This is a genomic window from Gardnerella sp. c17Ua_118, from assembly GCF_055804255.1.
Window position 1 is genome coordinate 1 of the sequence record NZ_JANUYT010000001.1, and the last position, 22,550, is coordinate 22,550.

General features: G+C 45.7%; 17 protein-coding genes and 1 pseudogene. 12 read left to right on the forward strand and 6 right to left on the reverse strand.

What is annotated here, in order from left to right; all coding sequences use genetic code 11:
• The 6 genes and pseudogenes from NYP69_RS00005 to NYP69_RS00030 all read right to left on the reverse strand — a co-directional run.
• Positions 1-603: pseudogene (locus NYP69_RS00005) on the reverse strand (hypothetical protein); the annotation flags it as partial.
• 326 nt (positions 604-929) lie between these two features.
• The gene (locus NYP69_RS00010) at positions 930-2,357 is read right to left on the reverse strand and encodes a hydroxymethylglutaryl-CoA synthase (RefSeq protein WP_116285635.1); all 1,428 of its coding nucleotides are present in this window, start codon (positions 2,355-2,357) and stop codon (positions 930-932) included.
• 123 nt (positions 2,358-2,480) lie between these two features.
• On the reverse strand, positions 2,481-3,806 hold the full coding sequence (locus tag NYP69_RS00015; protein ID WP_116285637.1) for a hydroxymethylglutaryl-CoA reductase, degradative: 1,326 nt from the start codon (positions 3,804-3,806) through the stop codon (positions 2,481-2,483).
• Positions 3,785-3,982, reverse strand: a complete 198-nt coding sequence (locus NYP69_RS00020) for a hypothetical protein (protein ID WP_004574673.1) — start codon at positions 3,980-3,982, stop codon at positions 3,785-3,787. Before NYP69_RS00020 ends, NYP69_RS00015 begins: the two co-directional genes overlap by 22 nt.
• 76 nt (positions 3,983-4,058) lie before the next feature.
• The gene (locus NYP69_RS00025; protein ID WP_119529228.1) at positions 4,059-5,351 is read right to left on the reverse strand and encodes a thiolase family protein; all 1,293 of its coding nucleotides are present in this window, start codon (positions 5,349-5,351) and stop codon (positions 4,059-4,061) included.
• A 358-nt stretch (positions 5,352-5,709) separates the two neighbouring features.
• Positions 5,710-6,291: a xanthine phosphoribosyltransferase gene (locus NYP69_RS00030; RefSeq protein ID WP_004574671.1), complete on the reverse strand. Its 582-nt coding sequence runs from the start codon at positions 6,289-6,291 to the stop codon at positions 5,710-5,712.
• A gap of 444 nt (positions 6,292-6,735) precedes the next feature.
• On the opposite strand from NYP69_RS00030, the gene NYP69_RS00035 reads away from it, so the two are divergent.
• From NYP69_RS00035 to mltG, 12 genes are all read left to right on the forward strand, one after another.
• Complete coding sequence (locus NYP69_RS00035) at positions 6,736-9,747, forward strand: ATP-dependent helicase (RefSeq protein WP_473412801.1); 3,012 nt, start codon at positions 6,736-6,738, stop codon at positions 9,745-9,747.
• Positions 9,748-10,162: 415 nt separating this feature from the next.
• On the forward strand, positions 10,163-10,597 hold the full coding sequence (locus tag NYP69_RS00040; protein ID WP_102704705.1) for a DUF4418 family protein: 435 nt from the start codon (positions 10,163-10,165) through the stop codon (positions 10,595-10,597).
• A gap of 21 nt (positions 10,598-10,618) precedes the next feature.
• Positions 10,619-11,830 (forward strand): ABC transporter permease, encoded by a 1,212-nt coding sequence (locus NYP69_RS00045; protein WP_119529230.1) that lies wholly within the window; start codon positions 10,619-10,621, stop codon positions 11,828-11,830.
• Position 11,831: 1 nt separating this feature from the next.
• Positions 11,832-12,593 (forward strand): ABC transporter ATP-binding protein, encoded by a 762-nt coding sequence (locus NYP69_RS00050; protein WP_422112723.1) that lies wholly within the window; start codon positions 11,832-11,834, stop codon positions 12,591-12,593.
• 749 nt (positions 12,594-13,342) lie between these two features.
• On the forward strand, positions 13,343-13,969 hold the full coding sequence (gene rpsD, locus NYP69_RS00055; protein WP_004113375.1) for a 30S ribosomal protein S4: 627 nt from the start codon (positions 13,343-13,345) through the stop codon (positions 13,967-13,969).
• A gap of 667 nt (positions 13,970-14,636) precedes the next feature.
• Complete coding sequence (galT, locus tag NYP69_RS00060; RefSeq protein ID WP_101889426.1) at positions 14,637-16,454, forward strand: galactose-1-phosphate uridylyltransferase; 1,818 nt, start codon at positions 14,637-14,639, stop codon at positions 16,452-16,454.
• Between the two features lie 102 nt (positions 16,455-16,556).
• Positions 16,557-17,231, forward strand: coding sequence for a histidine phosphatase family protein (locus NYP69_RS00065; RefSeq protein WP_101889425.1), 675 nt, complete (start codon positions 16,557-16,559; stop codon positions 17,229-17,231).
• A gap of 119 nt (positions 17,232-17,350) precedes the next feature.
• On the forward strand, positions 17,351-17,785 hold the full coding sequence (locus tag NYP69_RS00070) for a DUF948 domain-containing protein (protein ID WP_473410428.1): 435 nt from the start codon (positions 17,351-17,353) through the stop codon (positions 17,783-17,785).
• Positions 17,785-18,063: a hypothetical protein gene (locus NYP69_RS00075; protein ID WP_020757849.1), complete on the forward strand. Its 279-nt coding sequence runs from the start codon at positions 17,785-17,787 to the stop codon at positions 18,061-18,063. Before NYP69_RS00070 ends, NYP69_RS00075 begins: the two co-directional genes overlap by 1 nt.
• 52 nt (positions 18,064-18,115) lie before the next feature.
• Positions 18,116-20,797 carry an alanine--tRNA ligase gene (alaS, locus tag NYP69_RS00080; protein ID WP_473410429.1) on the forward strand — a complete coding sequence of 894 codons (2,682 nt, stop codon included), beginning with the start codon at positions 18,116-18,118 and terminating at the stop codon, positions 20,795-20,797.
• A gap of 63 nt (positions 20,798-20,860) precedes the next feature.
• On the forward strand, positions 20,861-21,391 hold the full coding sequence (ruvX, locus tag NYP69_RS00085) for a Holliday junction resolvase RuvX (protein WP_004131952.1): 531 nt from the start codon (positions 20,861-20,863) through the stop codon (positions 21,389-21,391).
• Positions 21,384-22,541, forward strand: a complete 1,158-nt coding sequence (gene mltG / locus NYP69_RS00090; protein WP_115761579.1) for an endolytic transglycosylase MltG — start codon at positions 21,384-21,386, stop codon at positions 22,539-22,541. The genes ruvX and mltG overlap by 8 nt, the downstream gene beginning before the upstream one ends.
• Positions 22,542-22,550 lie beyond the last annotated feature (9 nt).

A 22,550-nucleotide genomic window follows, 5' to 3' on the forward strand; every position in this document is an offset into this window, starting at 1 on the left:
AGCAAGTTCTTCATCAGTCGCAATATGCCCAAATGACGATGCTGTCAAAAAATTCGTATTCTCATCTAATTTATTAAAATTGTCAGCATCTGAATCTAGATAAATTCCGTTTTGATTTTTAATAATATCTTGAATTGCAATCTTTTTAATCTGATTTCGCAACACAGGATTTTTGATTTTGCGCATATTTATCTCATGATTGCGCTTAGCTTTTTTGCTACATGCTATAAAAATTTCTATATTGTTGGCATGTGTTGTTGGTAGTGCAACAACTTCCAGTCCAAGCAATGCTGCGCCAGTTGATGCTGTGAATTTCCATTTTTTCATCTTTATTTTTTGTGAAATTCCCGTAGCAACAAATCTAACTCTGTCCTTGTAGTGCATGTTGTTCCAAATTTCAGTTCTTACATATAGACCGCGATACGGTTCAACTAAATTTCCAGATTTGAAATTAGGACGCAAATTATTGCGAGAGTTGACTTTTGAGGCCATTAGGCATGAATTATTTCGCTCCGACTCAAGTAAATTGTTCATGAGTCTGGCAGGGATATCTGTATTTCTACAAGATGTCTCTGTGTTGTATAGAACATTGTTATTTTTCATAGACTGATAATAAGTGGCAACGTTTTTCTTGTAAATAGATTTTTATCAATGTGGTTAAAGGCTATTTTTAATGATTTTGTGGTGCGTTTGCGCGACGACCTGCCGTATTTTAGATACAATCGCACTACGGTTTTGTTTGTTTGTGTAGTGTGTTTGTATGTAAAAATGCTGAAATTTGGTACAATCGCACTACGGTTTTACGTGTTTGTGTAGTGCGTTTGCGCGACGACCTGCCGTATTTTAGATACAATCGCACTACGGTTTTGTTTGTTTGTGTAGTGCGTTTGTATCAAAAAACACGGAAATTAGGTACAATCGCACTACAGCTAGATAGAACGATAGTTGCGCTCTTGAGATTTGATGGAGTCAAGCACGAATCGCGCGCCACTTCGATTCTTCTGGCTGCTTACAAAATCTTGCGGAGAATAAGGCGCTGCGCTGTTGAACATCTCCTCGTATTGCGAAACGGTTAATTGCGTGCGATTGTTTAATGTTTTTATGTGCTGATTGGAAAACAGCGCGCTTCGCCATCCTGGAACAAGTGTTGCGCTAAAGAATTCTGCTACAGCGCCTGAACCGTAAGAGAATAAGCCGATTTTTTGACCTGGGAGTAGGGGAGACAGGCGCGTCGGCGATTCGTTTGTGTGCGTTGCGGAGGACGAATCGCAAGCAACCGCAGACGAATCGCCAGCAGACTCTGATGAATCGCAAGAATTCCTAAAATAATCGTAATCAAGTAAAGAAATTAAGCCTAAATAGAGTGAGCCAGTGTAAATATTTCCGATTCGGCGACTGTATTGTGTGCTGTCTTGGTATCGCGCAAGAAGACGTTCGCGAGTATCGCTTGTAAGGGACGCGTCGTTATTTGCGCGCAACACGCCGTCATTTGTGTGTAAAACGCCATCGCATGAGTGCGGCGCGCCATCGCATGCGTGCAACACGCCAGAATTTTCCTCCAGCCCAGCTCGAAGCGCTTTAAGCCCCATTTTTGTGTACGGAAGATGGAAGCAAATCGCCTCAAAATCGTTGAAATTGCAGGCGTTTTCCGCACTGTATTTCTGCCACACATCACAGAACATACGAATGTATTGCTCGGTTGAAAACTTTCCGCGCGCCAAAGCCGTGCTTTGATATACGGGCCGCCAAAAATCCTGGATTTCCGCCGATTTTACAACGCTGTCGTTGTTGATTTGCAACACGCGCGGATTCTCGCTTACAAGCATCGCCACAGCACCAGCGCCTTGCGTCACCTCGCCAGGAGTGCCAACGCCGTAGCGCGCGATGTCTGCAGCAATCACCAAAACTTGCGCGCCAGAGTGCGCCAAAACGTAATCACGAGCCATCATAAGCGCCGCAGTTCCGCCATAACACGCCTCTTTTACTTCCACGCAACGCACCCACTCGCTAATGTTCAGCAATTTGTGAATGTAGAGCGCGCTGGATTTGCTGGCGTCGACGCCGCTTTCTGTACCAACGATCACCATTTTTAGGCGGTTGCTGTCGATGGACGGCATCAGTGGCAGAGCAGCTTGAGCGCCAAGCGTTACGATATCTTGATGATTTGGCGGCACTGCTTGCTGGCTTTGGCCGATTCCGATTGTGAATTTGTTAGGGTCAATTCCGCGCGCAATCGCAAGGTCGCGCATGCTTAGGTAGCAATTTGGGGTTGCGAAAGTTATACGGTCGATACCGACTTTTGGCGGAATTTGGGGCGTGCTGGGTGTGTTGCTCGGTATTTTTTGTGTGTTGCTCATGGTTTCCTATTTTTTTTTAAGTGCGATTTTTTTAAGTGTAATTTTAGTGGTGTAAATTTTACGGCGCGGAAGCTTCCGACTTTTCCGCGGAAAAATGGCCATTAACCGCGCGTTTTTGCGGTTTTACGTGTTCCTGCGCTTGCGCAAATCATCAAGAATTATTCTTGCAGAATTCGTGTTCAAATCGGAAGAATTTTCGTTTAGAAGCGCGTGCACAACCTTTTGAATTTCGTCCCCGCGCGCTCCAGAAGCTATAGCGATGTTTGCGGCCTGAAGGCGCATGTGGCCAGCTTGGATTCCAGGGCCTGCGAGTGCGCGAAGAGCCGCCAGGTTTTGCACGAGTCCTACGGCTGCTAGAACGTTTCGAAAATCGTTGGCGTTATTGACTTTAGCAAGGTGCAGCGCGATTTTTGACATTGGGAGTGAGGCGATTGCGCCTCCCACTGTGCCGATTTGCAGCGGGATTTCGATGCGGCCGTAAAGGATTTGGTCGTTATTTTGCAAGGTCCACGTTGAAAGAGGCATGTAGCGGCCAGATTTTGCAGCCCATTCGTGCGCGGCGGCTTGCAATGCGCGCGTGTCGTTGCCCGATGCGAGTGCTGCAGCCACTATTCCGTTTAGGATTCCTTTATTGTGTGTTGCAGCGCGCTCCGCGTCTACGGCGGCCAGGGAGCTTAAGGCGGCGATGCGGCGCGCAAGGCGCATGCCGTCGGCATCTCCAGCTGCGGCAGTTTTTGCGCTAGGCACAAGCGCTTCTACGGGTATGCGCACTTCGGCGACTGTTGCCGCGCGGCTGGAGTTGGCAAGAATTGCCACCAGCGCCTTGCGCCCAACCCAGCTCTCCAGCTGGGTTTTAACAGCTTCGCCAATGGTGTTTGCAATGTTTGCCCCCATTGCGTCGCACGCGTTTATGTCTAGTGTTAGCTTGGCGAAGCCTGTTAACGCCGCCGCCTGCGCGCGTTCTAATCCGCCGCCGCGTTGGTATATTGATGGGTGTGCGGAGCGCGCAACCTCACTAATCGCCGCGCGTTTTGACTCGTCGCGCATTATGTTATCTAGTTTTTTGGCCACTCTTCCGTCCGCATCTTCAAAAACGATTTGCGCGCGCGTAACGTAATGCTCGCTGAGTGCAACAACGCCGTTTTCTAGGCTTTTTGACGCGATTTTTGCTCCGTTGCATGCGGCAGCGATTACGGACGGCTCTTCTGTAGCCATAAGCACGTTTCGCATAACTCCGTTTACTTTTAGGCCGCGCACAACGCCTACTGGCAGGCTGAATCGCCCGATTTGATTTTCGACCATGCTGTTTGCAACGCTTGCAGGAATGTTTGTTTCGCTGCTTTGCGCGAGTTGTTCGAGCAGAAGTTGCGCAAAATCGCCGCTAAGCGCGCACTCTGATTTCAGCGTTTTTATGCGCTGTTCTACGCTTAATTCTCGAAAAGCTGCCATGTTTCTCCATTTTTTGCGCTATTTTCACGATTTTCATTTTTACGTTTTTCACTTTTGCAATGTCTCTTTGATGCGATTGACGCGATTAAAGTCGCAGCAACCGCGAATCGTAAGCAGCCGCCATATTCGTCGCCAGCAACCGCGCGTGTCTCAACACTCCGTATGCATTCTGCCACAATTCGTGCGTGTCGCGACACTCCGTAAGTTGTGTCATTTGTATACGCACACTCCGCACTTATCGCATTGCTACGTCTACTTTCGCATCCTAACTTGCATGCTCACTCCAATTCCGCCTCCCACGCACAGCGCTGCAACGCCGTTTTGCATGTGATTGTCTTTAAGCGCGTAAAGAAGTGTTGTTAAAATCCTGGCTCCGCTAGCGCCAAGCGGGTGACCGAGCGCAATCGCGCCGCCTCTTACATTCAGCTTGTTTTCGCTTATGTTCAGCTGCTGACACACGGCTATGCTTTGCGCAGCAAACGCTTCGTTAATCTCAAAAAGGTCAATGTTTTCAACGGTGTAGCCCGTGTTTTTTAGCATGCGCTCCATAACGTGTTTTGGCGCGTATCCCATAAGATCTGGGCTGATTCCGCCCTCGGCAAATCCCACGATTTCTGCCAAATAGTCGATTCCGTGCGCGATTGCGTAGTCTTTGCTCATTAAGACGAGTGCTGCTGCGCCGTCGTTGATACCGCTCGCGTTTCCAGCGGTTACGGTAGGCGAGTGTTTTGTGCCAGAATCTGCCTCGCTCATTCCACCAGTTTCGCGACTGCCAGAATCCGCCTCACTCAAGCCACAGTTCGCTCCACGCATTCCATCAGCTTCGCGCGTTCCAAAATCCGCCTCAAACAACGTTTTAAGCTTAGCCAATTTCTCCATAGAAGTGTTGGCTCGCGGATGCTCGTCTCGGCTAATCAAAGTTCCATCCGCAAGCTGCACGGGAGCAATCTCCGCGTCAAAATCGCCGTTATTTTGCGCAAAAACGGCTTTCTGGTGCGATTTTAGTGCAAAAGCGTCTTGCTGCTCGCGCGTTATGTCAAACTTTGCAGCCACGTTTTCTGCAGTAACGCCCATTTCTTTGCCAGTAAAAGCATCACAAAGACCGTCTTTTTTTAGTCCATCAACCAGCGCGCTGTTGCCGTAGCGAATGCCACCAAATCGCACGTTTTGCGCGTAAAACGGCACGTTGCTCATGCTTTCCGTGCCGCCAGCAACTACGACTTGTGCGTCTCCCATGCAAATCGCCGACTGCGCAAGGCGAATGGCTTTAAGACCAGACCCACAAACCTCGTTGATTGTCATTGCGCAACTTGACTCGTCAAGCCCCGATCTAAGGGCGATTTGGCGCGCAACGTTTTGACCGCTGCCTGCTTGAAGTACGTTGCCAAAAATCGCTTGATCTACGGATTTTGGGCTGATTCCTGCGCGTTCGATTGCGGCTTTTGCTGCGATTGTTCCTAACTCAACAGATGTGAGCGACTTCAACGCGCCTCCGAATTTGCCTATCGGTGTGCGCGCTGCGCTTACAATCACAACATCACTCATACGTTTAGCCGCCAATCAGTTGAAAACTAGCCGATTAAAGCTATCTTGATCAAGCTATCTTATTGAAAATTATTAAAAATTGCATGTTGAAAACTAGCACATTTAGAGTAATAGGTTTCAAACACCAACCGAACTACTTTATCGTATTTTTACGCAAAATTGCGATTTGTGAAGAATTATGTTTAATTTTTTCACAATTTGCGCACAATCACATTTTTCGCATTTTCCGCTTTTTGTACGTGTTTTGGGTTGATTTTGGTACAAAGTGCGTCAATTTTTTCCGCTTTTTGTACGTGTTTTGGCCTGAATTTGGTACAAAATGCGGAAGTATCGTGTGGTATAAAATGCGAAAGTATCGCTATTTGCGGAATGTGATTGAGCCATCGCTAGGATCCATCGACTCCACAATCGCCAGCGAATCCAAGTCATATCCAGCTTCGCGCAACGCGTCTCCGCCGCCTTGGAAGCCTTTTTCAATCGCAATGCCAATGCCAGCAACCGTGGCCCCAGCGTGATTGCAAATGTCAATCAACCCTTGCAAAGCCTTGCCATTAGCCAAAAAATCGTCCAAAATCAAAACGCGGTCGTCTGCGCTCAAATATTTTCTAGACACAATTACAGGGAACTCGCGCTGCTTTGTAAACGAGAATACGGTAGACACGTATTGATCGCCATCCAGGTTTATTGATTGCGCTTTCTTTGCAAAAACCACTGGAATGTTTCCAAAATGACGCGCAGCAACGCACGCGATTCCGATTCCCGAAGACTCGATTGTTAGGATTTTGTTGATTTGCGTGTTCTGAAAATGCTGTGCCCAAGCGGCTCCCATTGCGTCAAAAAGCGCGCAATCGCACTGGTGGTTAAGGAATGCGTCGACTTTCAAAACATTTCCTGGCTTAACAATGCCTTCTTTTTGGATGCGTTCTTCAAGTTCTTGCACGATTATTCCTTTCAAATTGCGCGTATTTTGCGTGTGCAGCGGTATCTGTATAGCTTACCCCCCGCTTTGACCGCGCTCCGACCTGCCTGAGCGCTCAAAGCGTAGCGCGCGAAGGCAATTCGGAGCGCTGAGCTTGCTTAAGGTTGAAAGCACGGTGTGCTTTCAACGCAAGCGAAGACGTGAGCGCGCTGTAACGCGCGAACGACAGTACCTGCCTTGTAGTGCGTTTGTATAACGACACGCCGTAAATTAGGTACAATCGCACTACAGTTTTACATGTTTATGTAGTGCGTTTGTACCAAAAAACACCGAAATTAGGTACAATCGCACTACAGATTTGCGTAATGCGTACAGTGCAAAACGCACGATTTGTGTTTGGCTGCCGTCCGTTAAAATTGGTTAGAGTTTAATTTTTGCGATTTGGAACACGGGGGAGAGTGGCTTTTGAGCAAGTACGGTTACGATTTTGATTTGTTTGGCAATCCAGAAGCTGCCAGCGAGCAGAGCGATGCTACTATTAATGAAGTTTTCGACGAGCAGAGTGATGCTCCCATTGGCGATGCCTTCACTGGTGATGCTCTTATTAGTGATACCCCTATTAGTGATGCTCCTATTAATGAAGATATGACGAGCGAAGTTTCTGCTTCTACGGCGGCTTTCGATTTTTCCGCAAAATATTCAAATTCCGCACAATCTTCCCAAACAGCTCAATCTTCTGCCGCTGTCCAATACGCTCAAACATCCGCACAATCTTCCAACCTCCCCGAAATCAACCCTCAAACACTGTTAGAAGGCTTAAATCCCCAGCAATCCAAGGCAGTCCAATACACTGGCCCCGCGCTTTTAATCGGAGCTGGCGCAGGCAGCGGCAAAACACGTGTTCTTACGCGCCGAATCGCGTGGATTTTGGCTAATCACAAAGCGTGGCCGAGCCAAATTCTTGCAATCACGTTTACAAACAAGGCGGCAGCGGAGATGCGCGAGCGCTTGGCGAGCTTAATCGGCAATAGTGCAAATAGCATGTGGGTCTCTACTTTCCATTCTGCTTGCGTTAAAATTCTTCGCGCTCATGGCGATTCAATCGGCTTAAAATCAGGCTTTTCTATCTATGATTCTTCCGATTGCGAGCGTCTTGTTAAAATCATTGCCTCCGAATTGAACATAGATATTAAAAAGTTTACGCCTAAACTTTTATTGTCTAAGATATCTGATTTCAAAAATAATTTGGTTACATGGCAGGAAAATCTTAAAAATTACGCACCAGATTATAAGCCAGGCGCGTCTGTATCTGGCGCATCTAGCTTTAATGCTGCTGGCAATGCCGATGCGCTTTACGCCGCTGTTTACGCGGAGTACCAAAATAGGCTTAGCGTTTCGAATGCTGTTGATTTTGACGATCTGATTATGCTAACGGTTAAGCTTTTGCGCCAAAATCCGCAAGTTAGCGCGTATTACAAGCGAAAGTTCCGCTACATTTTGGTTGACGAGTATCAAGATACAAATCACGCGCAATACGTTTTGATTCGCCAGCTTGCAGGTGTGGGTGATGCAGGTGTGGGTGATAATTCCGCAGTTCCACAAGTTTCCGCAGCTTCACCAGATTTCGCAGCTTCACCAGATTCCACTCAACTTCCGCAATCTTCAATCACGGTTGTTGGCGATTCCGACCAGTCGATTTATGCTTTCCGCGGTGCAGATATTCGCAATATTCAAGACTTTGAGCAGGATTTTCCAAACGCTACAACAATTATGTTGGAGCAGAATTATCGCTCTACGCAAACCATTTTGGATGCTGCAAATGCTGTGATTTCTAACAACACTAATCGCAAGCCTAAAAAGTTGTGGACATCTTTAGGCAAAGGTTCGCCAATCGTCGGCTACGTAGCAGATAACGCGCAAGGCGAGGCAATGTGGGTTGCTCAAGAAATCGCGCGTTTGGCAAGTGAAGATGGCGTAAACTACTCGGATATTGCGATTATGTATCGCGCAAATTCGCAATCGCGTAGCTTAGAAGATGCGCTTATTAAGTCTGGCTTGCCTTATCAACTTGTTGGCGGAACTAAGTTCTACGAGCGCCGCGAAGTCAAAGATGCGCTTGCTTACTTGCAATCGATTGCAAACCCTGATGACGATGTTAATATGCGCCGAATTTTGAACGTTCCAAAGCGTGGTCTTGGAGCGCGTGCTGAGTCGCAGATTACGTCTTATGCAAAAGAAAATTCTATAAGTTTTTGGTCTGCTCTTAGTCAAATAGATAAGATTGCGGAGCAAATTGGTATTTCATCTAGGACTTTTAACGCGCTTAAGAGTTTTAGGGATCTTATGACTTCGCTTATTGACTTTATGAAAGCTAACGATTCCAAGCCTTCTAAGGTTGTAGAGAACGTGCTTAACGAAAGCGGATTGTTGCAGGATTTGCGAGAGTCTAAGGACCCTCAAGACGAATTTAGAGTAGATAACTTGTCTCAATTGCAATCGGTTGCAGCCGAGTATGAGCAGAATACGCCTGATGCTAATGTTGCTGGTTTTTTGGAGACTACGGCTTTGGTTGCTGATTCGGATCAGCTTCCAGACCAGGGCGAAGATACTGGAAAAGTTACGCTTATGACGCTTCACACAGCTAAGGGCTTGGAGTATCCTGTTGTGTTTTTGACTGGAATGGAGCAGGGCACTTTTCCTCATTCGCGCTGTGTTGACAATCAAAAGGAGCTTTGCGAGGAGCGTCGTCTTGCATACGTTGGCATAACTCGTGCTAAGAAGATTTTGTACGTTACTTGGGCAGCTGAGCGATCTCAATGGGGCAAATCTGCGGAGATGATTCAAAGCCAGTTTTTGGACGAGATTCCTGCGGATTTGATTTGCTGGAAACGCACAGAAGCGGCCGTTATGCGAGCTGGACTAAGGGGAGCAGGCAGAGATTTTGACCGCGATTTTGCTGGCGATTTCTCCGACGATTTTGGAAGCGACGGCGGTTGGAGCGACGATTCGTACACAACTTACGGAGTCTCGAGTTATAGCGGATCTCGCTACAGCAAATCGCATTATGGCAGCTCATATGGTTCTTCAAAGTCTTATGGCAAGTCGTGTGGTTCAAAGTCGTATGGTTCTAGTTCGTATGGCAGCTCATACGGCAAGTCGTATGGCTCAAAATCTGGCAAAGTCACCACGCGAATCGCAAGAAAATCAAGCGCATCGTACCAAAGTCAATCGTCCACCTCAAATTTGCAATCGTCAGCATCGTCATTATCTTACAAAAAGCAAAGTTTGCAAGAAAAAGACAATCATCTAAACATCAACGATTTTCATGAAGGCGATAAAATTTCGCACGACACATACGGCCTTGGAACTGTTCTTAAAACACAAGACAAGGGCAGAAACTCAATTATTACAGTTGACTTTGGTTCGGATGGCGTAAAGCGACTTATGCTAAGAGTTGCTCCGATTGAGAAATTGTAAAATTTTTCGTTTTATAAATTTTACACTTAAAATAATGCGATCTTATTGAAGATTACTTTAAATTGTTAATTGTAATATTGTTATAACTAGTGCGTGATTATATACACTAAAACAAAATATTCAAGACTTGTTTTCTATTAAGCTATAAGAAAAAATATAAGAGTAAGAGAAATATAAGCGCAAGAAAAATATAAGAGTAAGAAGAATAAAAGTAAAAAAGAATAAAAGTAAAAACTGCAAATGTTCAAGATTTTAGACTCAAGGGGAAGTCGATTAAGTTCTGAATATTTGCGATTGTAGTTATAAACGAGATTTAAAAGGCGTGGCGCTTGCAAATGTGAGTGCCGTAAAGCGTGTTGCGTTAAACAAAAAGCAACACTAAAAAATAATAACTAGATTTAATGAGGTATTTATTATGAAGAACAAATTATTCACATCGCTTCACGCAATTGTGTTTGGAATTCTTATTGCTATAGCGCCATTAACATTTGCAAAACCATGCTCAACTGGTGGCATGGGCAAAATGTCTAAAATGGCTAAAATGCCTATGATGATGCAACCTATGACATGCTACTACACAAGCCGCGTGGCTATTGGAATTGGCGTTGTTATAGCGATTCTAGGCATTATTGCGCTATTTGTTAAAGAACACGTTCGCGCTGGCTTAAATATTGCTGTAATTGCTAACTCTCTGTTTATGATTGCTACTACAACATTCCTTATTGGTGTTTGCAAAAGCCCAATGATGCATTGCGCATCTGTTATGCGTCCAACGTTGATTGTGTTATCTGTACTAGCGTTGGTGTTTGCATCCGTTAGCGTGTATCTCGATACTAAGTCTGCTTGCTAGTGTGTATCTAAGTAATTTACTATGCACACTATTACATTAAAGCGATTGCCGCTAGAAAACCTAAAGCAAAAGCCGCTAAGAACCGCCGCGTTAATCGTGGTTTCCGCGTGCCTAGCTGCAGTGTTTTTTGGCGGCTCGCTAATCTCCCTAAATCTTTCAAACGGCCTAAATAGCATGCGCGCTCGCCTTGGCGCGGATATTATGGTGATTCCGCAAAACACATACAATCGCGCGGAAGCGTTGCTAACTAATGGCGGATCGAGCACGTTTTACTTTACGAACAATATTGAAGATTTTGTGCGAAAATCAAAAGGCGTTGAAAAAGCAAGCATGCAAACTTACATATCTTCTCTATCTGCTGGATGCTGCGCGGAAAAGTTGCAAATCATAGGTTTTGACCCTACGAGTGACTTTGTAATCGCGCCATGGATTTATTCACAACACAAAAACGAGCTTAAAAAAGGTCAGATGATTGCAGGCGCAAATGTGCTTGTTTCTTACCAAAACACGGTTCGCTTGTATGGGCACGAATGGCCGATTGTTGCGCAACTTGCTAAAACGGGCACTAGCCTAGATAACTCAGTGTTTGTAAACAGAGACACGATTCCAGCGGTTGTTAAGTATTCTTCTAAAGTTGGGCACACTGCGATTCCTGCAAAATACGCGCGCAAGGCCGTTAGTGCTGTTCTTGTAAAAGTTCGCAAGGGTTTTAGCGCTAAGAGTGTTGCGGAAAATATTCGTAAAACTAGCGGAATTAAAAGTCTTGGAATGGTTTTTCCAGGCGGAATTACAGAGCAGACTAAAAAGAGTTTAGAGGTGCTAAACAAGGCGATTTTCCTTGGCGTTTTTGCGTTTTGGGCTGTGGGCGTGTTAATTCTTGTGTGCGTTTTTGCGGCATCTACATCGGAGCGCAAGAGGGAATTTTCTTCATTGAGGATTTTGGGCGCAAATAAGCGCATGCTTTTTGTCATGATTTCGCGCGAATCGGCTGTGATTGGCGTTGCAGGTGGCGTGATTGGCGTTGCGTTTGCTTCGCTTATTTTGTTCCCATACAATATTGCGATTTCTAGCCAGTTACAATTGCCGTACTTGGAATCGAATGTTTGGCTTGTGTGCGCGCTTGCTGCGATTTCTGTAGCGTTTTCGCTTGCTAGTGTTTTGGTAACTTCTGCGATTATTGTTGGGCGAATCGCAAGCAGGGAAGCGTATTTGACTTTAAGAGATGGCGAGTAAGATGGCGAATAAAGTGGTTAGTAACGATTTAGGCGATTTAGTCGTAAATCTTAAAAACGTTACTCGCGAATTTAAGCGCAAAAATCGCAAGTTTATTGCTGTAGACAATGTTGATTTTTCGCTTAAAGCTGGCGACTTTGCGGCGATTGTGGGCAAGTCTGGAAATGGAAAGTCAACTCTATTAAACATGATTGCAGGGCTTTTAAAGCCTACGCGCGGAAGTGTTACGATTTTTGGATGCAATATTTCGATGTCTTCTATAAGCGACGAGCAAATTTCTGCGATTCGCGCAAAAAACATTGGTTTTGTTACGCAATCGCAGACGCTGCTTGCTAATTTGAATGTGATAAATAACGTTATTTTGCCTGTTATGATTGCGCGTGCTTCTTCTAAGCGAGTAGGCGATTTTACGCAAAAACTTGAGACAGAAGATTGTGCGAATTTAAATTCCTTCGCTATGGATTTGCTTAAGCAACTTAACGTGGACGATCTTGCGCATTGCTATCCGCGCGAGCTTTCTGGCGGAGAAATGCGTCGCGTTATGATTGCGCGCGCTTTGATTAATAAGCCGCGTTTGTTGATTTTGGACGAGCCTACTGGCGATTTGGATTCGCAAAACACGCAAACTGTTGTGTCTTTGCTGCGCGATTGTGCGGCTTCTGGAGCGGCTGTTTTAGTTGTGACTCACGATGAATCGGTTGCTGCAAGCGCTGACTGTGTTTACGCAATGGACTCTGGCGTTCTTCGCGCGCGCTTTGACTGAGCGCTTAAAGCATAACGCGAGAGCGATTTTCCGCACTTTGTACCATATTTAATCTAAATCACGTACAAAAAGCGTCAACCATTTCCGCACTTTGTACCATATTTGACTTAAATCACGTACAAAAAGCGTCAACCATTTCCGCACTTTGTACCATATTTGACTTAAATCACGTACAAAAAGCGTCAACCATTTCCGCACTTTGTACCATATTTGGCCTAAATCACGTACAAAAAGCGTCAACCGTTTCCGTACTTTGTAGCTTAAAGCATTCGCGCGGATTAGCCGCGCTATTCCTCGCGGCTATTAGTAGCCGCTCGGCTGATTTGGCATGTAAAGTCCACTGGACTTTACATTTGAGCCAAATCACGCTTTGAAGGAGCTTGAAACGCGCTATGCAATTTCAAGCTCAGTCAGAGCGCTTTGCAGCGCAGAAGCAATGCTTCTGCTTTAAGCGGCTCAGCGCTCCGAATTGCCTTTGTGCGCTACGCTCAAGCACAAAGGCAGGTCGTCGCGTATATTCTACGGCGCGGAGTAGTATAGGGAACGATGCCTATTTTTCGTAGGCATTATCTGGAGCCTTAGCCCATCAGTGGGTCGGCGCGCAAGAATTATGGCGTTATTTAAGCGTTTTAATGCTTTCGCGTTCGTGTGTTTACACGAAGAAGCACTGGAGAGGCCGGCTCAGCGTGAATAATCGTAAAAGTTTGGTTCACGTTCCGTTCAGATAACGACAGAATAAAGGATTAGTAATGACTAATATTCAGCGTTCTCGCCGTCAGGTGCGTCTTTCTCGCGCCCTCGGCATCGCTTTGACCCCAAAGGCTCAGCGTATTTTCGAGAAGCGTCCATATGCTCCAGGTGAGCACGGCCGCACTCGTCGTCGTACCGAGTCCGATTACGCAGTACGTCTTCGCGAGAAGCAGCGTCTTCGCGCTCAGTACGGTCTTTCCGAGAAGCAGCTTCGTGCAGCTTACGAAAAGGGTACGCACACTGCAGGTCAGACTGGTGACGCAATGCTCACTGATTTGGAAACCCGTCTTGATGCTTTGGTTTTGCGCGCAGGTTTTGCTCGTACAACCGCTCAAGCTCGCCAGTTTGTTGTGCATCGTCACATCTTGGTAGATGGCAATCTTGTTGATCGCCCATCTTACCGTGTTAAGCCAGGCCAGACCATTCAGGTTCGCGCTAAGAGCCAGACAATGGTGCCATTCCAGATGGCTGCTGAAGGCGTTCATCGTGACGTTTTGCCAGCAGTTCCTGGTTACCTCGATGTGAATCTTGCCTCTTTGAAGGCTACTTTGACTCGTAAGCCGGAAGTCGATCAGATTCCAGTTGAAGTCAACATCCAGTACGTCGTCGAGTACTACGCTCGCTAAATTCTGGATTTCATTCTTAAGGACATACCGCTTGACCCCTGCTGTGCATTGCATAGTGGGGGTCAATGCGTTTTATTTGCTATTCTTCCCGTGTTTTGTATTTTGATTGGTGTGTTGGACTACAAAGTGCGGAAGTTTTTCCGCGTTTTGTTGTTCAACACGCTGTTTAGAGCTACAAAGTGCGGAAAATACTGCACGAATCGTAGTGCATTTGTATAAAATCAGTATGAACTACGTAAAAGCTGGTTGTGTGTTGGTGCGCATTAACTTTTGTTAGGGAAAGGTCGCAAGTAACCGAACATTATGCAACAAAACGCTTTAATAATAAAACAAAATCACATATAATAATTACATTAATGCCCGTTATATTACAAAATATAACATTGTGCGAGTGTTGAATCAGAAAATATATAATAGGTAACTAAGCGTCTAAAGCGTGTTGTTAAGATACAAAAGAATATATAAAAGAATAAAAGAAGATACAAAATACAAGTAAAACAGAATACGCAATAAAAGAAGACTAGAGAGTAGAAGAGACGATGGAGTCAAAGATGTCTCAACAAAATACCAAAGCGAATGCGCTAAAAGCACAACAACTTGCCGCATGCGCAATCAACAAACACGCAAAAGACGCGCTAAACAATAACACTTTTGAAGGGGTGGTCTTGTGGTAGAGCCTAAAAAGATTGACGGGTTGCATAATATTCCAACTACGGCTGGATTTGCAGGCCCAGGCGGCGGCTTTGAAGGTGGTGCTGCTGCAGGATTCGAGATTGATGATGCTTCTGTGCATAAGAAGGCAGATGAACGAGAAGTCGAAAAAAGTCTAGAAGACACAGATGCTTTTGATGCAATAGACGTTAACGCGATTCGTGCTAGAAACAAAGCTAGCGGCGCAAACGAAACGGTTATGAGCAAGATTACAAGCACGGGTGTTGGGGATTCTTCGCTTAGTAGCCTTGTAGCTCAAGCCGAAGGAGAAGCTGCTGCCGATGTGCGCGATTCGTTGTATGTAACTCAGCAAATGCCTGCAGTACCTGCGGTTTTAAGTGGTATTACGCCGCAAGAGCCGCCGCACGCAACGCAATCTCCGATTCGCGATTTTGGCGGCGAGTATCCGTATAAGTTGTATCGCCCTGGAACTTACGCGCGCGAGCATATGCGCATTACAGCAACAAAACTTTCCGACGGGCGAGACTTTTTCTACATAGATGACAATCCAGAATACGTTAGCGGCCACAAAACAAGGGAACTGATTGACCCTAGAAAGTTGGCGTATCGTTTTACTTCGCATGTTGATAGCGAAGGCAACGAAGTTCCTAGCGAAGTTCCGCAAATGCGCCAAGATCCGCTTACAGGAGACTGGATTCCTATGTCTAGGTTGTGGGCAAAGCGGCCAGCTGCGATTCTTGGTGAGGATTCAAATAATCATGATTCTGCGGATTCTGCAGAAGGTTCTGCGCCATCAAGAATCGACCCATTTGCTGGCAGAAAAGCGCAATGCGAGTATCAAGATGGCGAAATTCCAGACGAAGACTATGACGTTGTTGTTTTTGAAAACCGCTATCCAGCTATGGCTCAGGTTGCAGGCGTGCCAAATACAACAACATACGTTGACGGAAATCCATTGTGGAAGCAGGCTCCTGCAGCTGGTCGATGCGAAGTGATTTGCTTTAGTTCAAACGAGAATATGCTTCCAGCTAATCTTTCTGTTTTGCGCATGCGCACGATTGTTGAAGCGTGGGCGTTTAGAACCGCAGAAATTAGCCAAATCGAAGGAATTGAGCAAATTTATCCGTTTGAAAATCACGGCAGTCAAATCGGCGTAACTTTGCATCATCCTCATGGTCAGATTTACGCGTATCCGTTTATTGCTCCTAGGTTAGAGCAGGAGTTGCGCCACACTGAGGCTTATTTTGAGCGCACTGGCAGCAATCTTCTTAAGGATTTGATGAATTCAGAGATTGAAGCTAAAAAGCGTGTGATTATGCATAATCACAGTTGGGTTGCGTATGTTCCAGCTGCTGCTCGATGGCCGCTAGAGGTGCATGTTGCTCCTGTTAGAGACGTTCTTACTTTGGATCAGCTTGACGACCAAGAGCGTTGGGATTTGGCGCAAATCTACATAACACTTCTTAAGCGTGCTAATAAGTTCTTTGGATTATCGTCTTCAAACGCGGGCGATTCGAGCGCTAAATCGTTTGCAAGTTCGGCTGCTTTCGACTTATCTTCTGGCGCGAGTGATGCAAATTCCAGCGATTTCGTTGATTTGCCTTACGTTGCAGCGTGGCATCAAGCCCCTGTGCATGATTCTCGCCGCTCGCATTATCGCCTTAATTTGCAATTCTTCTCGTTTATGCGAGATGCTAATAAAATCAAGTATTTGGCTGGGTCGGAAGCAGGGATGGCATCTTGGATTTCCGATACTACTCCAGAGTTGATTGCAAGCAGATTCCAAGAATTAGGAGATGTTGACTTGGATTAGTCTGACTTGATTAGTTGTGATTAGTCTTGTCTTAATTTGTTTAGTCAGTCTTGATTGCTCTGATTTTTACACGTTTTACTCAAAAAGTGAGATGATTAAGTTATGTTGTTGCATCTTTATTTAGTTCGTCATGGCCAAACCATGTTTAATTGCTACAATCGCTTGCAAGGATGGAGCAATTCTCCACTAACTCAAAAAGGGCTCAAAGACGCCGATTTAGCAGCTCAAAAGCTTAAGAACGTTGTTTTTGCTGCCGCATATTGCTCCGATACAACTCGTGCGCAAATCACAGCTGAGCGTATTTTAAGCGAAAACGAAAAGCATACGCATATTCGTCCGCATCTTGTAAGCGATATGCATTTTCGTGAGCAATGCTACGGCTATTTTGAAGGCCAAGATATGAATATGGCTTGGTGGGCTGCAGGCGCGCCTCACGGAGCAAAAACGTATAACGAAATCGTTGAAAAATTTGGTCTTGCTGCAACTCGAGACATGCTTAAAGAGGCCGACCCATTCCACGATGCGGAGTCAGATATTGAGTATTGGAAGCGCGTTGAAGGCGGTTTCAAAATAATCGCTAGCAATCCAGCGTTAAAAGACGGAGACAACGTTTTGCAAATCTCCCACGGAAACACGCTTTTAAGCCTTATGCATCGTTTTGCGCCTGCTGGTTACGATTTAAGCGAGCGCCCGCAAAATGGAAGTGTAACTCGCCTTGATTTCAACACAGCAGAGACGATTGATCAAGCTATAACAATTAAGGGATATAACGAGTAAATGTGATTAGTTTGCGCAAAAAATGTTCGCTAAATTTACAAAAAGAGTCTTGACTCTTCGTTAATCTTTTAATACATTGCGTGGGTAGTCGTGTGTAAAACAGCAGGAAAGAGGTTACGATGAGCGTTGGAGACATTGCTGCTCTAATTGCGGCGATTTCGTTTGCGGTGCTTTCGGGATTTATGATTTATCCGCTTATTCGGCTGGGTAAAATGTTCAATCAGATTTCTCAAACTGTTAAGGAATCGGGCGAGCACGCTTTACCTGCTATCGACGAATCTGTTACCACAGTAAAACAAGTGAACAAAACCCTTGAAGACGTTAATGCCGTTACAGATGCTGCTCGCACTACAGCTACAAATGTTGGCGCTCTTACGGATTTGTATGGCGCTTTTCTTGGAAAGCCAGTTGTTAAAATTGCATCTGCTTGCTACGCGCTTAAAGACACTTTTAATGCGTTCTTTAATAAGGCTACTGTTCCAACGGATGCAGCAGAATCTTCCGCTAGGGATGCGGCAAATTCTGGCGAGTCGTTTACGCCTAAGGGGGAGTGATGTTTAAGCGTTTATTTTGGATTTGCATCGGTTTTGTAATGGGAGTTATGTCTGTTACAAAAGCTCGCGCGTACGTTAAGGAAAAGTTCCCGCAAAACGCTAGGAATTTCTTCTTCGATAAAGATCCAAAAAATCTTACTTTAAGCACGATTCTGTCTTTGTACAATGATTTTAATTCCAGCAGAAAAGCCCACGAGTCGCAGCTTAACTCTAAGTATGCTAGTAAGTATGCTGATAAGCGTGACGATTCGTTTACAAACAAGTCTTATACTAAGTAGTTACTAAGTAGTCTTATACTAAGTCTGATAAATAAAAAAGGAGTTCGTACCCATGCGCACAGCAGAAATTGCAAAGCGTTATCTTGACTATTTTGGTAATCATGGACATATGGTCGTGCCTTCTGCATCGCTGATTTCTCCAAATCCAACGACGCTTTTCACGATTGCAGGCATGGTTCCATTCATACCTTATCTTTTAGGAGAGCAAACGCCTCCTTCTCGCAGAATGACGTCTAACCAAAAGTGCGTACGTACGCTCGATATTGACGAAGTTGGTAAAACAACTCGCCACGGTACCTTCTTCCAAATGGTTGGTAACTTTAGTTTTGGCGACTATTTTAAGGAAGAAGCAATTCACTACGCTTGGGAGCTTTTAACAACTCCTCAAGATAAGGGCGGCTACGGTTTTGACCCAGAAAAGCTGTGGGTTACTACTTATACCGACGACGACGAAGCTCGCGCAATTTGGAAGAATGAGGGCTTTGATCCAGAGCACATGCAAGTTTTTGGCATGGAAGATAACTTCTGGACTACTGGTGGCCCTGGCCCTGGCGGCCCATGCTCCGAGATTTACGTGGATCGCGGTCCAGAATATGGAAAGGATGGCGGTCCTGCTGCAGACGAATCTCGTTTTATTGAGATTTGGGATTTGGTTTTTGAGAACTTCCAGGTAGACAACGTAAAGTCTAAGACCGATTTGCACATTGTTGGTGAGCTTGATCAAAAGAATATTGATACAGGCGCTGGTTTGGAGCGTTTGGCTTACCTTATGCAAGGCAAGGAAAACATTTACGAGACTGACGAAGTTTATCCAGTTATTGAAGCTGCAGAAAAACTTAGCGGCGTAAAGTACGGCAGCAACGCCGATGCGGATGTTCGTTTCCGCGTTGTAGCAGATCACGTGCGTTCCGCGTTGATGATTATGAGCGATGGCGTGCGTCCAAGCAACGTTGGCCGCGGATACGTGCTTCGCCGTCTTCTTCGCAGAACTGTTCGCGCAATGCGCATGCTTGGCGTGCAAGACCCAGTTTTGCCAACCTTGTTCCCAGTTTCTAAGGGCGCTATGGAGCCAAGCTATCCAGAGCTTAATAACACTTTCCACGAGGTTAGCGAAGCTGCATACGGTGAGGAAGATGCGTTCCGCCGCACTCTAGAAAAGGGTACGACTATTCTTGACTTGGCTGTTGAAAAAGCTAAGAAAGAACGCAAGGATGACCCTATTGTTGGCGGCTCCGACGCATTTACTTTGCACGATACTTACGGCTTCCCAATCGAGTTGACTCTTGAGATGGCTGCTGAGCAGGGTGTTAAGGTTGATGAAGCTAAGTTCCGCGAGCTTATGAGCGAGCAGAAAGGTCGCGCTCGCGCGGATGCTTTGAAGAAGCGTCACAATGTGGATGTTAGCGTTTACGACGACATTAAGAAAGAACTTGAAAAGCCAATCGACTTCCTCGGTTACACAGACTTCTCCAGCCGTTCAAACGTTTTGGCGATTGTTGAAGCCGGTAAGGGTGCTGTTAAAAGTGTTAGCGCTCCTGCAAACGTTGAAGTTATTCTTGATCGCACGCCATTCTATGCTGAGCGCGGTGGTCAGATTGCTGATCAGGGCGAGATTATTTCCGATGACGGCGCGATTTTGGAAGTTGACGATGTTCAGCGTCCGATTAAGGATTTGATTGTTCACAGCTGCCGACTTACTGAAGGAACTCTTAGCGTTGGTGCTCCTGTAAACACAAATATTGACCAGGTGCGCCGTGCTGCTTTGGCTAGAAGCCACACTGCTACACACACTCTTCACAAGGCTTTGCGAGAAGAGCTTGGCCCGCAGGCAACTCAGCGCGGTTCGGTAGTAGATCCAGATCGTTTGCGCTTTGACTTCCAATGGCCAAAGGCTGTTGATAAAGATGCGTTGTTACGCGTAGAAGCTCGCGTAAACGAGCGTATTCGCGAAGACTTGCAAGTTGTTCCAAAAGAGATGCCGATTGACGATGCTTTCAAGCTTGGCGCAATGCACTTGTTCGGCGAAAAGTATGGCGATATTGTTCGCGTTGTAGAGATTGGCGATGGCTGGAGCCGCGAGCTTTGCGGCGGTACTCATGCTAAGAGCACTGGCAAGATTGGTATGGTTACAATCCTTTCTGAGTCTTCTATTGGCTCTGGTGTGCGCAGAATCGACGCGCTTTGCGGCGAAGAAGCGTACCGATATGGCGCTCGCGAGCATGCTTTGGTTGCTCAATTTGCAGACATGGTTAATGCGCGTCCAGACGAATTGGCTGAGCGCTTAGAGTCTTTGCTTAACAAGATGAAGGATTCCGATCGCAAGCTTGCTTCTGTTTACGAATCCCAGCTTAATGAGGCTGTTCCAGAATTAGTTGATGCAGCTAAGCAAAGCAGCTCAAAGATTAAGCTTGCTGTAAAGAATGTTGGAAACTTCGGTTCCTTCGACGCTTTGCGCAAGACTGTTCTTGACGTTCGTTCTCGCTTGGGCGAAGATGCGCCAGTAGTTGTAGCTTTGTGCGGTGTAAACGAGAGCGATAAGCCAATGGTTGCTGTTGCTACTAACGATGCAGCTCGCTCGGCTGGCGCTAAGGCTGGCGACTTGGTGCGTACAGCTTCCAAGGTGCTTGGCGGCGGTGGCGGCGGCAAGCCAGACTTTGCTCAAGGTGGCGGTGCGGATGCTTCTAAGATTGATGAAGCACTCGAGGCCGTGAAAGCCGAAGTTTTGAAGCTATAGTCAAAAGGTTGAATGTTTAAGATGTTTAACACTCGAGCCGAATTAATAAGTTAGAGTTTTCGTATGATTTGGCTTGGCGTTGATTTAGGAGATGCCAGGGTTGGACTTTCTAAGTCCGACCCTGAGCTGACTTTTGCGCACCCAATCGGTAATATTCAAGCTTATGGCGACTCATTTAATGCGATTGAAGACGTTATTAACGTTATAGAAGACAATAGTGTGAGCCGAGTCGTAGTTGGTTTGCCCTTACAGTTAGATGGATCCGAAGGAAAGTCTGCTAAAAAAGCGCGCAGATGGGGTGCTAATTTAGCCAAGCGCATTAAATCGCTTTTTGATTATGGCGATTGGTCGCTTGATTTTATTCCAGAAATCGTTTTTAACGACGAACGACTAACAACAGTTACTGCCCATAGGCAATTGTTAGATGCTGATTTTTCCACTAAAAAGCATCGTCCAATGGTTGATCAGCAATCGGCAGTGTTGATTTTGCAATCTGCGATTGACGATTACAGAAATGCTTGCAAAAATGTAAAAGGCGACTCGCAAAGTGACTCGCAAAGTAACTCCATCAGAAAGGAAGCGTTTAATGAGTGAGAATATAGACGATTTTTTCAATCAAAACGCTAAATGGAGTCACAATTCATCCAATCCTCCTGTTCCGCCAAAATCGCGAAAAGCAAGAACTGCGCGTAAAAATCGCAGAAACAAGCGGAATCGCATAATCGCATTTATTCTTACGCTAGTTTTTGCGTTGCTATTTGTTGTTGGATACGGCTTATATCGAGTTGCAGTTTATGTAAGAAACAATAGTCAGTCGTCAATTATGGAAGACTGGCCAGGTCCTGGAAGTGGGTTCGTTGAATTTACGATTGAACCAGGTCAAGGATCTGTAGAAGTGGGAAATAACCTTGTTAAGGCGCAGGTTGTAAAGTCGCAATCCACTTTTTCTAATATTGTTGCAGCAAATAACAAGATTTTGTACCCAGGAATTTACGCGCTTAAAAAACACATGAATTCAATGGACGTAGTGGAAATTCTTTCCGACCAAAGCAAGGCTGGTGGATTCTTAGACGTTAAAGCAGGGGAGCGCGCAACGGAGGTTATTCGCAAGGCTGCACAAATCTCGGGAATTGACATTGCTCAATTTAACGCGATTCAAAAAGCGGACGGCGAGGGGATTTTGCCGCCAGAGGCGGGCGGAAGCTTTGAAGGATGGTTGGAGCCTGGAGTTTACAACGTAAAAGCCATTAAATCAGCTAGCAAGATATTGGCAAAAATGGTAGATAAGCGCATTGAAAAGCTTGATTCTCTAGGCGTTCCTAAGGGTGATTTGCGTCAAAAAGTTCTTAAAATTGCTTCCATTGCAGAAGCAGAAGTCAATAATCGTGAATACTACGGCAAAGTTTCGCGCGTAATCTTAAATCGTTTAGCTAAAGACATGCCTTTGGGAATGGATACTACGGTTGCGTACGGAATTGGGATTAAGGCGATTAACCTTACGCAATCGCAGCTAGACGATGCAAGCAACCCGTACAACACTAGGATTCACAAGGGGCTGACGCCTACTCCTATAAGCATTCCTGGAGATAACGCGATTTTGGCGGCTCTTAATCCTGCAAATGGTCCATGGATTTATTTTGTTACTACTAACTTAAAGACAGGCGAAACTAAGTTTGCGGATAACTACGACGATTTCTTAAAGATTCGCGACGAGTATAAGCGTTCCAACGAAAACGCTAACTAGCGCGCCAAC

Bases quoted from the DNA above. Each gene is read 5' to 3' on its own strand.
- NYP69_RS00010 (WP_116285635.1), bottom strand. From the start codon at position 2,357: ATGAGCAACACACAAAAAATACCGAGCAACACACCCAGCACGCCCCAA.
- NYP69_RS00015 (WP_116285637.1), bottom strand. From the start codon at position 3,806: ATGGCAGCTTTTCGAGAATTAAGCGTAGAACAGCGCATAAAAACGCTG.
- NYP69_RS00025 (WP_119529228.1), bottom strand. From the start codon at position 5,351: ATGAGTGATGTTGTGATTGTAAGCGCAGCGCGCACACCGATAGGCAAA.
- NYP69_RS00040 (WP_102704705.1), top strand. From the start codon at position 10,163: ATGAAGAACAAATTATTCACATCGCTTCACGCAATTGTGTTTGGAATT.
- NYP69_RS00045 (WP_119529230.1), top strand. From the start codon at position 10,619: ATGCACACTATTACATTAAAGCGATTGCCGCTAGAAAACCTAAAGCAA.
- NYP69_RS00050 (WP_422112723.1), top strand. From the start codon at position 11,832: ATGGCGAATAAAGTGGTTAGTAACGATTTAGGCGATTTAGTCGTAAAT.
- rpsD (WP_004113375.1), top strand. From the start codon at position 13,343: ATGACTAATATTCAGCGTTCTCGCCGTCAGGTGCGTCTTTCTCGCGCC.
- NYP69_RS00065 (WP_101889425.1), top strand. From the start codon at position 16,557: ATGTTGTTGCATCTTTATTTAGTTCGTCATGGCCAAACCATGTTTAAT.
- NYP69_RS00070 (WP_473410428.1), top strand. From the start codon at position 17,351: ATGAGCGTTGGAGACATTGCTGCTCTAATTGCGGCGATTTCGTTTGCG.
- NYP69_RS00075 (WP_020757849.1), top strand. From the start codon at position 17,785: ATGTTTAAGCGTTTATTTTGGATTTGCATCGGTTTTGTAATGGGAGTT.
- alaS (WP_473410429.1), top strand. From the start codon at position 18,116: ATGCGCACAGCAGAAATTGCAAAGCGTTATCTTGACTATTTTGGTAAT.
- ruvX (WP_004131952.1), top strand. From the start codon at position 20,861: ATGATTTGGCTTGGCGTTGATTTAGGAGATGCCAGGGTTGGACTTTCT.
- mltG (WP_115761579.1), top strand. From the start codon at position 21,384: ATGAGTGAGAATATAGACGATTTTTTCAATCAAAACGCTAAATGGAGT.